11 protein-coding genes are annotated in these 13,043 nt (G+C 44.4%); 5 read left to right on the forward strand and 6 right to left on the reverse strand.

Annotated elements, in window-relative coordinates; translation table 11 throughout:
- Window positions 1-135 precede the first annotated feature (135 nt).
- The 3 genes from HXY43_RS17795 to HXY43_RS17805 form a co-directional block, all read right to left on the reverse strand.
- Entirely contained in the window at window positions 136-1,242 is a 1,107-nt protein-coding gene (locus HXY43_RS17795) for an ABC transporter permease (RefSeq protein WP_290885443.1), read from the reverse strand.
- 145 nt (window positions 1,243-1,387) lie between these two features.
- Window positions 1,388-3,541: an ATP-binding cassette domain-containing protein gene (locus HXY43_RS17800; protein ID WP_290885446.1), complete on the reverse strand. Its 2,154-nt coding sequence runs from the start codon at window positions 3,539-3,541 to the stop codon at window positions 1,388-1,390.
- Between the two features lie 47 nt (window positions 3,542-3,588).
- Window positions 3,589-4,989 (reverse strand): HlyD family efflux transporter periplasmic adaptor subunit, encoded by a 1,401-nt coding sequence (locus HXY43_RS17805; RefSeq protein ID WP_290885449.1) that lies wholly within the window; start codon window positions 4,987-4,989, stop codon window positions 3,589-3,591.
- An 89-nt stretch (window positions 4,990-5,078) separates the two neighbouring features.
- Here HXY43_RS17805 and HXY43_RS17810 point away from each other — a divergent pair, with 89 nt between their 5' ends.
- Window positions 5,079-5,717 carry a TetR/AcrR family transcriptional regulator gene (locus tag HXY43_RS17810; protein WP_290885451.1) on the forward strand — a complete coding sequence of 213 codons (639 nt, stop codon included), beginning with the start codon at window positions 5,079-5,081 and terminating at the stop codon, window positions 5,715-5,717.
- 418 nt (window positions 5,718-6,135) lie between these two features.
- Here HXY43_RS17810 and HXY43_RS17815 read toward each other — a convergent pair whose 3' ends face one another.
- Both HXY43_RS17815 and purE read right to left on the reverse strand, forming a co-directional pair.
- Entirely contained in the window at window positions 6,136-7,734 is a 1,599-nt protein-coding gene (locus tag HXY43_RS17815) for an ammonium transporter (protein WP_290885471.1), read from the reverse strand.
- A 710-nt stretch (window positions 7,735-8,444) separates the two neighbouring features.
- Window positions 8,445-8,972 (reverse strand): 5-(carboxyamino)imidazole ribonucleotide mutase, encoded by a 528-nt coding sequence (gene purE, locus HXY43_RS17820; protein WP_290885454.1) that lies wholly within the window; start codon window positions 8,970-8,972, stop codon window positions 8,445-8,447.
- Window positions 8,973-9,103: 131 nt separating this feature from the next.
- On the opposite strand from purE, the gene nagA reads away from it, so the two are divergent.
- From nagA to HXY43_RS17835, 3 genes are all read left to right on the forward strand, one after another.
- On the forward strand, window positions 9,104-10,378 hold the full coding sequence (gene nagA / locus HXY43_RS17825; protein WP_290885457.1) for an N-acetylglucosamine-6-phosphate deacetylase: 1,275 nt from the start codon (window positions 9,104-9,106) through the stop codon (window positions 10,376-10,378).
- Window positions 10,379-10,519: 141 nt separating this feature from the next.
- The gene (gene bchM / locus HXY43_RS17830) at window positions 10,520-11,206 is read left to right on the forward strand and encodes a magnesium protoporphyrin IX methyltransferase (protein ID WP_290885460.1); all 687 of its coding nucleotides are present in this window, start codon (window positions 10,520-10,522) and stop codon (window positions 11,204-11,206) included.
- Window positions 11,207-11,247: 41 nt separating this feature from the next.
- Window positions 11,248-11,481 (forward strand): hypothetical protein, encoded by a 234-nt coding sequence (locus tag HXY43_RS17835; protein WP_290885463.1) that lies wholly within the window; start codon window positions 11,248-11,250, stop codon window positions 11,479-11,481.
- On the opposite strand, the gene HXY43_RS17840 is transcribed toward HXY43_RS17835, so the two are convergent.
- Window positions 11,459-12,646, reverse strand: a complete 1,188-nt coding sequence (locus tag HXY43_RS17840; protein WP_290885466.1) for a transposase — start codon at window positions 12,644-12,646, stop codon at window positions 11,459-11,461. The two genes, HXY43_RS17835 and HXY43_RS17840, sit on opposite strands and share 23 nt — an antisense overlap.
- Window positions 12,647-12,748: 102 nt before the next feature.
- Here HXY43_RS17840 and tnpA point away from each other — a divergent pair.
- Window positions 12,749-13,043: IS200/IS605 family transposase (gene tnpA, locus HXY43_RS17845; RefSeq protein WP_290885468.1), on the forward strand; the 295-nt coding region annotated here is incomplete at its 3' end.

Here is a 13,043-nt window from a genome sequence, read left to right on the forward strand (position 1 = left end):
CATGAATTATGTGTGCATACATTTTTGTAGTTCGATGCCAAATCATTGTAGAGACGTAGCAATGCTACGTCTCTACATACCCGTGAATTGTAAATTCATATCTTGATTCAGCAACGCCATCCTTTGCATATCTATTTAGTTCGGCAATTGCATTCGACTTAAAACTCGACGAGATATATTGAAAAATATCAATCCCAATATAGCTAGCATCACTAAATCAAACCAAACTCCTGCCCATCCTGTACCGCGCACAAATGCATCACGGGTTATATCAATGTAATATCGAGCGGGAACAACATTAGGAACCAGCGAAAGTGGAAAAGGAATATTATTGAGTGGATAAATAAAACCAGAGAGTAATAAAGCTGTAATAAAACCAATCAAAGCAACGCCTTGAACAGCTGAATTTTGATTGCTACTCCGCACTCCCAATAGCAAACCAAACATCACACTATCTGTAAGAAGTAAGAAAGTACCAATTAACAAAGCTGTGGGTTCAGCTACCAAACCCACATGAAAAATCAGCGAACCCAGCACCATTAATACTAATGCTTCAGCAATGGCAATTAGTAGATAAGCGATTCCTTTACCAAGCAAAAGTTCGGTAGCACTGATGCTAGAAGTGTAAACTTGGAGAATAGTGCCTTTTTCCTTCTCTCGCACCATCGCGATCGCACTTAGTAAAGAGGGAAAAATCCACAAAACCACACCATAGACTCCCGGTACAATGTATAGTGACTCTAACCGACCAGGATTAAACCACAAGCGCATTTTGGGAGTGATACTACTGGTAGCAGGTACTAACCCTTGGTCACGCATAAAGAAATTTGTCACTTGTTGAATGCTGTTTTTGATCACACGGGCATTGTTGACATCAGTAGCATCAATTAGTACTTGTAATTCAGTATTTTTACTTGCTTTAACATCCCGGCTAAATTCAGGAGGAATAATCACTGCTGCCTTGGCAATACCGCGATCTACAGCATCCCTTACCGGATCTGTACCCGACCATTTGTATGGTATAAACTGGTTTGTGGCGTACAATCGCTCGATATAACTGCTACTAAGATTGGTACGGTCAAAATCCTGGACAATTAAGGGAATATTCTTACTTTCCAAGCGAATCGCAAACCCGAAAATCAATAGCGTTAGGAATGGCAATAAAAACGCTAACGCTAAAGTAAGGCGATCGCGGCGAAATTGGACTAATTCTTTGATGCATTGGGCGAGAATTCGTTTCATTACATATTTTGTTAGTAGTTAGTGGTTAGTGGTTAGTGGTTGGTGGTTGGTGGTTGGTGGTTGGTGGTTGTTGGTTGTTGGTTGCTGGTTATTTCCAATTCCCAATTCCCAATGCCCAATGCCCGATGCCCACTCTCCCCCTCCTCTACTCCGCCTGTGCCCGTTCCACTATGCCGATGAAAGCATCTTCTAGGGAGAAAGGAATGGGGCGAAGAGATTCTATGGTGAGATTGGCAGACTGTAAAAGTTCACGTATGTAGGGCAGTTCAGTTTCAGGGCGATCGAGGACAACGTGTAAGCTACTAGCAAAGATGGAGACGCGCCAGGAGTCGAGGTGTTGTTTAAGTAACTTGGAGGCGGCTTGATTGTCATTAACAACAATTTCTATCAGTTGTCCAGGTTGAGAAGCTTTGATATAACTAGGAGAGCCTTCCACCACAGTTTCACCCGCTACCATAAAACTCATACGGTTACACTGTTCAGCTTCTTCTAAGTAATGAGTTGTCACTAATATGGCTGTACCATTGCGGGCAAAATCATTAATCAGTTTCCAGAACTGACGACGCGCCAGCGGATCTACCCCTGATGTCGGCTCATCCAAAAACAGAATATCCGGTTCGTGCATCACCGAAGCACCAAAAGCAACCCGTTGCTTCCAACCACCCGGTAGCTGTCCGGTGAGCATATCTTCCTGTCCCTTTAGTCCACAAGTGGCAATCACCCAGTCTATCTTTTCTCGGCGCAACTTGCGAGGAACCCCATAAACACCACTGTAAAACTCTAGATTTTCCAGAATTGTCAGATCGTCATAAAGGGTGAATTTCTGACTCATGTAACCAATTCGTCGCCGCAGTTCAGCACTCCGCAGATTTCCTGTTTCGCCACCAAGGGAAATTTCACCGCCACTAGCTTCCAATAAGCCACACAGCATTTTTATTGTTGTGGTTTTTCCCGCCCCATTAGCTCCCAAAAGTCCAAAGATTTCGCCATAACCTACTTCAATGTTGACGCTTTTAACTGCTTGGAATTTACCAAAGACGCGGCTGAGGTTGCGGGCGGAGATGGCGATGTCTGGAGAATGGGCATTGGGAATTGGGCATTGGGAATTGGGAATTGGGGAAGGTGGGGCCCCCTCTGGGGATAAGGGGTAATGGGGATTGGGAATTGGTTTTTTTACCCATGCCCGATGCCCCTTGCCCGATGCCCCTTGCCCGATGCCCATTGCCTCTTGCCCATTGCCCCTTGCCCGATGCCCTTTGCCCTTTGCCCCAATATTGTCTCCCCCTCCTCTTTTCCGGGAACGTGGAAACGGAAAAAATTTTGGTACAGAACCTTGTTGTCGCAGACGGGTAACAAAGACGTTTTCTAGGGTGGGTTCGTTATGTTCGATATTGGGGGAAGGTAACTGCTGTTGTTGCAGTAGTTCCCTGATTTGGCTTTTTCCAATTGCTGCATCTTCAACGAGGACATCTAAGCGATCGCCAAATGTCTGCACATCTACTATATTTGCAGGTGCATTTTCTGATAAAACTTGCTCGGCGATTTCTAAATTTGGCGTGCGAACTTCTAAGCGATATAAGCCCAAGTTGGCGCGTAACTCAGTGGGTGTACCAATCTCATGAATATTTCCACTGTACATTAATGCAACGCGATCGCAGCGTTCAGCTTCGTCTAGATAGGGTGTAGCCACAACAATTGTCATCCCCTCTGCTGACAATTCTGCTAGCACATCCCAAAACTCTCGTCGGGAAACCGGATCGACACCCGTAGTAGGTTCGTCAAGTAACAAAACTTCGGGTTGGGAAACTAAGGCACAGCACAGCGCTAGCTTTTGTTTCATCCCCCCAGAAAGTTGCCCTGCCAAGCGATCGCCAAATTTCTCCAGGTTCATCAACCGCAAGTATTTATTGCGACGTTCCCATAACACATCATCTGGAACTTGCCGCAACCCTGCCGTGTAGCGCAAATTCTCATCAATGCTCAAGTCGAGATACAGTGAAAACTGCTGTGTCAGATACCCAGTTATTAAACGTGCATCTCGTGCTGGTTGACCAAATATCCGCACTTCTCCTGCTGTTGCTTCCATCACACCCCCCAGAATATGAAAGGTGCTGGTTTTCCCGGCCCCGTCAGGGCCAATTAGCCCAAACATTTCACCCTTGTAGACTGTGAAGTCAATTCCTCGTACAGCAGCTAGGCTACCATAGTGCTTATGCAAACCATAAACGTAGATAGCTTCAGTAGATTTACTAGAGTAATAGTCTTGTTTATCTGTGACAATTGTGACTTGCTGTTTCATGCCCCACTCGTTTAACCTCCAACTTCAGTCGCAAAGTTACTCTTAATTTATGACTCTTGACTCTTGACTCTTGACTCTTGACTTTCTTTCAAATTAATCTCTGCATCTGCTGGCATTCCAATCTTGGCGCAGGGCAAATCTCCGCCAGTGTAAGGTTGCTCAGGGTTAAAGCAACCAGCAGGGTTATTAACACTGATACGAATACCCACGACTTGCCTAACTCTATCTTTCTGAAAATAGATATTTTCTGGCGTAAACGATGCCTGTGGATCAATTGCAATTACTTTACCTGTGAGGGGTCTGTTGGGTGCAGAATCCAAGAAAATTTTGGTAGTCTGTCCCAGACGCACTTTGCCAATGTCTCCTTGGGGAATAAAACCACGCAGATACAATGTTTTGGGATCGACGATGGTGAGAATATTGGTTTGATTGTTGACAATTGCCCCTGGTTCTACACTCCGGGCAGTGACTACGCCATCGAGAGGACTGACAACATTCAGGTCTTTTTTGGCATCTTGAATTTGAGTGAGAATTTGCTGTTTCTCTGCTTGGGCAGATTTGACTCTTGCTTGGGCAGATTTGACTCTTGCTTGAGCAGATTTTAATTGAGCAAGGCTTTGCTGTCGCCTCCTGTTTAATGCTTGTAATTGGGCGTTGCGAATGCTGGGGTTCAAACTTGTGGTTTTGGCTTGTGTCAATGCACCTTCAGCAGCACTTAATTGTTCACGTGCTGCATTGACTGCTGCTCGTCGCGCTTCTAGAGTTGCGATCGCGGTGTCATATGCTGTTTGTGCCTGGTCAAATTGTTGTTGATTGATTGCGCCGTCAGTTACAAGTTTGGCATAGCGATCGCGGTTTACTTTCGCTAATTTCACCTCCGCCGCTGCTTGCTTCACCTGCGCCTGTGCCTGTACAAGTTGTGCTCTTGCTGCTGCTACTGTAGACTGTGCTTGGTCAATCCGACCTTGAGTATCGCCTTGGGACTGCTGCAAATTCAGTTTTGCTTCCTGAATTTGACTGTTAATTTGTTCAATTTCGCCTTGAACTCGCTCTACATCTGCAAGTGCCTGCTGTTCGTCTGACTGGGCAGACGCTACCCGCGCCTGTGCGCCTCGTAGTTGCTCTTGTAGTTCTTTGTCCTCACTATCATCTAGCTGGATTAGCTGTTGCCCCTTTTTAACAGCTGACCCTTCCCACACGGCGATAGATTCAATTCTGCCTACACGTTTCACCCCAATTCCGGTTTCGTAACCCTCTATTCTGCCACTGAATCTCAGCAAATTTTCTGGTGTTTGTGGTTGCAATCTCCAGGCTGTATAGCCAATGGCGCTTGCTAAAAGCAGCACCCCCACAAGTAAAGGAATTGGCTTTTTACGGCCTTTTTGTTTAGAAGGCGGTAATGGAGCATCGGTGAGATTTTCTGTAGATTGAGGGGCAGTCTGAGTCATGGTAGTACCCCATATTAATAGCGGGTATGGCTATCATACTAGACTGTTTGGTATGATGTAGCAGGAGATAGCCAAAAAATTTAACATCCATGTCCAAAGCTCTCGGCTCTGAATCTGCAAATTTTGTAGAAGCCTGCTCACCTGCTGTCACGCCAAAGCAGGAGCAAATCTTGCAAGGAGCCATGCGAGTATTTTTGAAGGCAGGTTATGCTGGCACGAGTATGGATCGGGTGAGTGCGGAAGCAGGGGTTTCTAAACAAACCATTTACAGTCACTTTCAAGATAAAGAAGGACTGTTCAAGGCTTTGATGGAAAGGGTGACAATTGCGAATTTTCGTAGTGTGTTTTCTGCTAAAGAATTTAAAGATGAGCCTGCGGTGTTTCTGCGTCAGCTTGCTGAAACTTTTTTTACAAAAGTTGCTGATAACCCCGACTACATACCTTTGTTGCGGCTGATTGTGTCAGAGTCAGAACGTTTTCCGGAACTAGCAAAACTTTATACGCAAACAGTGATTCAACAGGGTCGGAAATTATTGGTTAAATATTTTGCTGCTCACCCAGAATTAGTTATTGCCGATCCAGAGGCGATCGCGCAAATTTTTTTTGGTTCCCTAGTATCTCACACGATCGTGCAGGAGATGTTGTACGGGAAAGAACTGATGCCCCTATCACGCGATCGCTTAATTGATAGCTTAATGAGCTTGGTACTGGCACGAAAAGAAAACTGAAGGATTTAAAAGCTGCAAACCAAATTGTAGGTTCGCGCGAAAACAGCAAATTTTATCTGAACAAGGCTTTTGGAATGATGTCACAATTTTCTTTGTAACTGGCTATGTACGAAGAGTAGCTCGGATTTGGTGTCAACTTCAAGGCGCGTAGTCGAGCAGGGGGCGATCGCTATATTTGCTTTCTTCTTTTACCTTACGCATAAAAAAACCGCCCCTGATATTAAAGACAAATCTTTAAAGGGGCTGTTATTCCAGTTGATAGGTTTAAATAAACAGTTGTTAGTTGTTAGTTGTTGACACAGATCCCCAACGTTTTATGTTGAGACTGGGTACTGGGGTGCTCCAAAATTTGGGAGGGCTTTATTGCCCCGGACATAATTTTTACGAGTGAAAACCCAACCCCAGTCCCTTTTACATCTTACAGACTTGTGGGTAAATCTCCTGGTTGTGACATTCCTTTAGGACTGCTTGGTTCAGTAAAACCACTAGCCTCAGCCTCTTTGAGGAATCCACTGTAGGCTTCCATTCCGTGTTCGCCAATATCCAAGCCTTCTATTTCTTCTTCACGAGATACTCTGATACCTAAAGTAGCCTTGAGTGCAAGCCAGAAGACGGTGCTGAGGAGAACGGTCATTCCACCCACAGAAATAACGCCAAGGAACTGAGTGATGAGCTGTCCTATGCCACCACCTGCAAATAAACCTCTGGCTGGGCCAAGTCCCTCAGCATACCAGGGATAAACACCAGGGCCAACAGCAAATAGACCAACTGCCAAAGTTCCCCAAACACCACAAACGAGGTGTACCGAGATGGCTCCCACGGGGTCATCAATTTTAATTCTGTCAAATAATGTGACGGCGAAAACAACTAGGACTCCGGCAATCAAACCAATGAAGAAAGAACTGCCAATAGTGATGTAGGCACAAGGTGCGGTAACGGCAACCAAGCCTGCCAAAATACCATTGATGACCATTGACAAGTCTGGCTTGCCCAAATAAAGCCAAGCTGTAATTGTAGCAGCAATTCCCCCAACAGCACCTGCCATGTTGGTAGTCAAGGCGATGTGGGTAATAGCATCAGGATCGGCAGCCATTACAGAACCGGGGTTGAATCCAAACCAGCCTAACCACAAAATCAAACAGCCCAAGGTGGCTATGCTCATATTGTGACCGGGAATTGCAACGGTTTGCCCATCCTGATATTTACCAAGCCGAGGCCCGAGTAATGCCGCTCCCATCAAAGCAGCCCAACCACCAACGGAGTGAACCACTGTTGAACCGGCAAAATCCCAAAAACCTCTGTCTGCTAACCAGCCTCCACCCCAAATCCAGTGTCCTGTGAGTGCGTAGGAAATACCGACAAGTAAGAGGCTGAAAATTAGGAAGTCAACAAATTTAACACGTTCAGCAACGGCTCCGGAAACAATAGTTGCAGCAGTTCCGGCAAATGCCAACTGAAATAAAAACTTAGCAGATAGCGGAACACCTGTCCAACTCAGAGCGCTAAATACTCCTTTATAAGCATCTCCAGTTGCGGGACTGTTATCTGCACCTTGCAGGAAAAACCCATTTAATCCAATAAAGTCATTGCCATCGCCAAACATGAAGCCAAAACCGATCGCCCAAAAAGCAACGGTAGCCAGAGCAAAGACAATCAAGTTTTTGGCAAGAACGTTAACAGCATTTTTCTGACGACACAAACCGGTTTCTAACATGCAGAAACCAGCGTTCATAAAAATTACTAAAAAAGCGGCGATCGCTACCCACAAGGTATCAAGTGCCACTTTTAGTTCTGCTGTAGTTGGGCCAGCAGGGGCAGGAGTTTGGGCAACAGCTACGTAACTCCACCCCAGCACAATCAAACAAGCTAATGGAATACAGGCTTGCCAACTTGGAGACAACCGCCTAATTACCCAGAAAATTTGATTGACAATAGAGTTTGATTGTGTTGTACGGGCGTTCCAGCTTGCTGACGGTCGCCTATTTTTGGCTTTCGATTTTTTTCTGTGCTTTAACATCATGCTCTAAACCTTCCTTAACAGGAAAAATGCGTTAAGTAGAAAGAGCGCTCTTTCAAAACTAAGCAATTTGTTTTTGATATTTGGTTATTTAAGCAAGTTTGTTATTAAAACTCGCTGATTCTCGTTTCCAATAAGCAGTATTTTGAAAATTTGAGAATCGAATAACCGAATTTGCAGTCAAGAAGTAGGCGCTACTTCTGTTGATACTACTGATATTCTTAAGAAATTATTATTATGTAATTTCGGAAACAGTCAAGTATCCTTCACTGACTCTTCAATAAACTTATTTTTGACATTACTCCCAAATTTTGATAATTGATCGCAACAAATAAAGTTACATAGTGATTGGCAAAGAATCTTGACAATAAACCCTCTCAACATTCTGTAACTTAAAATACAGTTTTTTAAACGTCTAATATTGTTAGTAGGATATAAACCCGGCAATTAAACGTCTGTGTTCTTGGTTTATAACTCTTTCTCAACATGAAGATAAAAAATTAACAACATTCTCAAAATTTTATCAAAAATTCTTAAAATACTTAATAGATGATTTCGAGAAAAATTTACATCTAATGTGAATTGACAAGGCAAAGAAGGGTGTTCGCTGGCAATTGTTTAGTTATTTTTGGGGAAACGTAGACGCCCATCAGGGCGGCTTCCCGGAGATGCAAATTTTGAATTCATAGTGTTTAAATTTACACTGATTCTTAACTTGATTGCATCTGCTTTAAATATTGTTCATAGCCCAGTTGTTCCAGCATTGCTTGCTTTGCCATTACTGTTTCGCGTAGATTTTGACGATACTGTTGCACTTTTTCCAGCAATTCCGGCTTTTGGGTGGCAAGAATTTGCACTGCCAAAAGCCCAGCATTTGTGGCATTGCCGATCGCTACTGTTGCAACTGGAATACCCGCAGGCATTTGTACAATTGAATACAAAGAATCAACTCCTTGTAAATGACGGCTGGGTACGGGAACACCAATGACAGGAAGCGGTGTTAGAGATGCAACCATACCTGGAAGATGGGCAGCACCACCTGCACCAGCAATAATTACCTTGATACCACGCTCGTGAGCAGACTTGGCATATTCCACCATGCGTTCTGGGGTACGATGGGCGCTAACGATCGCTACTTCAACAGCAACGCCAAAATCTTCACAAACTGCGATCGCACCTTGCATGGTAGGTAAATCGGAATCGCTGCCCATGATAATGCCAATAAGAGGTTGAGTCATAAGAATGGGGGATTGGGGATTGAGAATTGGGAATTAGGGATTGGGAATAGGTGAAAATTATGAATGATGAACGTTGAATGGTGAAACTTTCATATTCATAATTCATAATTCATAATTTTTTTGCCAGCGTGATGACTGAAGTAACATCAAGCACAATCTCCTACCCTATAGATATTGTTAACGCGCGAGTGCCGGGTTACAAGGATTTGCAGATGCTGTTGGTTAGCCGTCAAGGCACAATCGAGCAAATCTTGCCAATGAGTACGGTTTTCAAAAGAGTTCCACCACCAGATTTGCAAGTGTTGGATGTGGGGGGCGATCGCATTTCCTTGGGTGGTGTTGATTTGCAGATTAACGGCGCATTAGGTTTAGCATTTCCCGAATTGCAAGCAGAAAATTCTCACCTGTTGCCAAAAATCTGCGAATTTTTGTGGAATGTGGGGGTAGATGCTTTTTTACCGACTTTGGTGACAACTTCGGTGGAAAATATTCAGCGATCGCTTGCTGCGATCGCTGAGTTTATGACAAACGGTGGGGAGAACCATCACCTCATCACCCCATCAATCAATACTGCCAAAATACTGGGAGTGCACTTAGAAGGGCCATTCTTAAATTTTCAAAAGCGCGGCGCACATCCAGCCGAGTATCTGTTACCTCTGACAATAGATGAAGTTAAGCGGGTTTTAGGGGATTATGCTCATGTTGTTAAAATCATCACCCTTGCGCCGGAGTTAGATGTCACTGGAGAAGTAATTCCCTACTTGCGTTCCTTGGGTATTACCGTCAGTTTAGGACATTCACAAGCAACAGCAACCCAAGCGCAACGTGCCTTTGAGTTGGGTGCAACAATGGTGACTCATGCTTTTAATGCCATGCCACCATTACATCACCGCGAACCAGGATTATTAGGGGCAGCAATTATTCATCCTGAGGTGATGTGTAGTTTTATAGCTGATGGGCAACACGTTTCCCCAACGATGCTAGATATATTGCTACGTGCCAGCTATTCCCCTCTTAAAAAAGGGAAAAAAGGGGAGGTGGGGCTTTTTCTGGTTAGTGATGCCTTAGCACCTTTGGGACTACCCGATGGCATTTATCCTTGGGACAGTCGGCAAATAGAAGTAAAAAACGGGACAGCACGACTGTTGGATGGGACTTTATCGGGGACAACTTTACCTTTATTGGTGGGAGTGCAAAATTTAGTCAAGTGGGGAATATGTGATGTGGAAATGGCGATCGCACTCGCTACAGAAGCACCAAGAAAGGCGATCGGTTTATCAGGTATAGCCTCTGGTGCTTGTGCTACTCAATTATTGCGCTGGCACTTTGATAAATCTACCCAAGAACTAACTTGGCAAAGAATAATAGGGGGAAGGGGCATAAAAATTATGAATTATGAATTATGAATTATGAAATTTTCAGCATTCAGCGTTCATCATTCATAATTTTCACTTATTCCCAATTCCCAATGCCCGATCTCCCCATCTCCTCTTGACTGGCAGACATGATACTTTTAAGCATTGGAAACCATTCGATAATTGAGTTTCATGAACGCAGCCGACGATAAAACCATTGTTAAAGATTATTTCAATTCCACAGGTTTTGACCGCTGGAGACGTATATACGGTAATGGTGAAGTTAACAAAGTCCAGCTAGACATCCGCAATGGACATCAGCAAACTGTGGATACAGTGCTAAGTTGGCTGAAAGCAGATAATAACTTAGCAGAATTATCCATCTGCGATGCTGGGTGTGGTGTGGGTAGTCTCAGCATCCCTCTAGCAGAAGCAGGAGCAAAAGTTTATGCTAGCGATATTTCAGAGAAAATGGTGGAGGAAGGCAAACAAAGAGCTTCTCAAACCTTGCCAAATCCAGAAAATCTCACTTTTGCAGTGCAAGATTTAGAAACGTTAAGCGGTAGCTACCATACGGTTATTTGTCTGGATGTTCTCATCCACTATCCCCAAGAAAAAGCAGATGAGATGATTTCTCACCTCTGTTCTTTGGCACAGTCGCGGCTAATTCTCAGTTTTGCCCCCAAAACCTGTGCTTTAACGATACTAAAGAAAATTGGCAGTTTCTTTCCGGGGCCAAGTAAAGCGACTCGCGCCTACTTGCATCGTGAGACTGATGTGGCAAAAATCCTGGAAAGAAACGGTTTTGTATTGCAACGACAAGCGATGACGCGTACTCGTTTTTATTTCTCTCGTTTACTGGAAGCTACTCGCAAGTGAGGCTAAGATCGCGACAAGATACTACATCTTGTCGTGTAATTATGAATTTGATCAAAAAGATATCGGCTGGATTGCTGTTCTCCTTTGGGTTTTTTTGTCTGATGCTGGTGGCTGTGGAAACACTGACTTATAACCAAAAGCAAACTCAGCAGGAACAGACAGAGTCAGTGAATGGTATTTTTGGTGGTTTAGCTTTTGGGGTGCCAGCAGTAGCATACGGAGGATGGCTAGTGTGGGGAATGCTTGACATACTCACCGTCCTAAAGGAGCGGTGATTCTTGACGGCTCAACGCAACTCGCTACCGAAGTAGTCTTACTGTCGCTCCCCGTCCATTTAGAGTCGTGGCAATGCCCTGTCCCGACTTTTTCTATGTTTCTTGCAGCGTTTTCGTCCCTATCATGCTCAGCACCGCAATTGATGCAGAGAACAGAGCGAATCGACAAATCGAGCTTACCCCACTTGAAACCACATTCTGAGCAGACTTGGCTTGTCGGCTCCCATCGGTTGATAGCAATGAATTCACGGTCTAACTTTTGGGATTTACCCTCAACTAAAACCCTGAACTCTCTCCAACCCTGCAAGCTGATAGCTCTGGAAAGCTTGCGGTTTTTGACCATTCCAGAAACGTTTAAGTCTTCCAGCGCAATTACTTGGTTTTCGTTAACCACGCGGTTAGACAGTTTATGCAAGAAATCCTTGCGAGTATCTGAAATTTGATTGTGCAGTTTGGCAATTTGCAGCCTTGTTTTCTCGCGTCGTTTACTTCCTTTGACTTGACGAGCAAGTTTACGCTGTTTGCGTCGGATTCGCCTGTCTAGCTTGGAATAGCTAGGGCTGTAGACTTTCTCACCTGTACTCAGAGCAGCAAATACTTTGAGTCCTAAATCAATCCCAATAGACGGATTAATCACAGGCTGAACAGCCGGAGCAATCTCAACTACAAAGCTAAGGAAGTACCGATTTGCAGCATCCTTAATCACCGTGACTGAGCTAGGTTCAGAAGGTAAAGAGCGTGACCATATCGGCTTTACGTTGCCAATCCTTGCAAGATAGACCTCCTCACCCTTGAGTGAAAATCCGCCAATCCTAAACCGCGCTGATTGTCTTCCCGTCTTCTTCTTGAAACGTGGATAGCCTACCTTTTTACCCTTGCGATTGCCCTTGAGTGAATCAAAAAAGTTTTTGTAGGCGACTCCCAAATCAGCAACAGACTGTTGTAACGGAATATTAGAAACCGTTGCCAACCATTCACGCCCTACTGTCTTCTTTGCCTGAGTAATCACTAACTTTTGCAAGTCGCTATTCTTGGGTAATTTCTCAGACTGCTTACAAATCGCCAGGGCATCATTCCACACTACCCGAACGCAACCGAACAACTGAGCTAGTCTCTGTCGTTGTTGGTCGGTAGGGTAGAAACGATACTGATATCTGGCTTTCATAAATCCCCGTCCTTAAGGACGGGGTCTCTAAATAAGGACGGGGTCTCTAAATGCGCGTGATACAATTGGTCTGTTATTAGATTATAGGTTGGTCTACAGAAAATGACAAGCCAGTTCCGTAGAGAAAGACATAGTGTTACAGACCTTAAAATTCATTTGGTCTGTGTTACTAAATATCGTCGGTCGGTCTTCACTGCCGAAAGCTTAGACCTGATTGAAAAGTCTTTTCGAGAGGTGGCAAAGAAAATAAATTTCAATGTACTCGAATTCAATGGAGAAGGGAACCACGTTCACGCACTAATCGAGTATCCACCTAAGCTTTCTGTCTCTCAGATTGTGAACGCGCTCAAGGGGGTGTCTAGCCGTCGATATGGGCAGGCTGGGCTACCAAAGCCCC

Origin of the sequence: Fischerella sp. (assembly GCF_013388695.1) — a bacterium.
Taxonomy (GTDB): domain Bacteria; phylum Cyanobacteriota; class Cyanobacteriia; order Cyanobacteriales; family Nostocaceae; genus PCC9605.

What these genes read in the sequence shown, in the direction of transcription:
- HXY43_RS17795 (WP_290885443.1), bottom strand. Translation starts at nt 1,242, where the DNA reads ATGAAACGAATTCTCGCCCAATGCATCAAAGAATTAGTCCAATTTCGC.
- HXY43_RS17800 (WP_290885446.1), bottom strand. Translation starts at nt 3,541, where the DNA reads ATGAAACAGCAAGTCACAATTGTCACAGATAAACAAGACTATTACTCT.
- HXY43_RS17805 (WP_290885449.1), bottom strand. Translation starts at nt 4,989, where the DNA reads ATGACTCAGACTGCCCCTCAATCTACAGAAAATCTCACCGATGCTCCA.
- HXY43_RS17810 (WP_290885451.1), top strand. Translation starts at nt 5,079, where the DNA reads ATGTCCAAAGCTCTCGGCTCTGAATCTGCAAATTTTGTAGAAGCCTGC.
- HXY43_RS17815 (WP_290885471.1), bottom strand. Translation starts at nt 7,734, where the DNA reads ATGTTAAAGCACAGAAAAAAATCGAAAGCCAAAAATAGGCGACCGTCA.
- purE (WP_290885454.1), bottom strand. Translation starts at nt 8,972, where the DNA reads ATGACTCAACCTCTTATTGGCATTATCATGGGCAGCGATTCCGATTTA.
- nagA (WP_290885457.1), top strand. Translation starts at nt 9,104, where the DNA reads ATGACTGAAGTAACATCAAGCACAATCTCCTACCCTATAGATATTGTT.
- bchM (WP_290885460.1), top strand. Translation starts at nt 10,520, where the DNA reads ATGAACGCAGCCGACGATAAAACCATTGTTAAAGATTATTTCAATTCC.
- HXY43_RS17835 (WP_290885463.1), top strand. Translation starts at nt 11,248, where the DNA reads ATGAATTTGATCAAAAAGATATCGGCTGGATTGCTGTTCTCCTTTGGG.
- HXY43_RS17840 (WP_290885466.1), bottom strand. Translation starts at nt 12,646, where the DNA reads ATGAAAGCCAGATATCAGTATCGTTTCTACCCTACCGACCAACAACGA.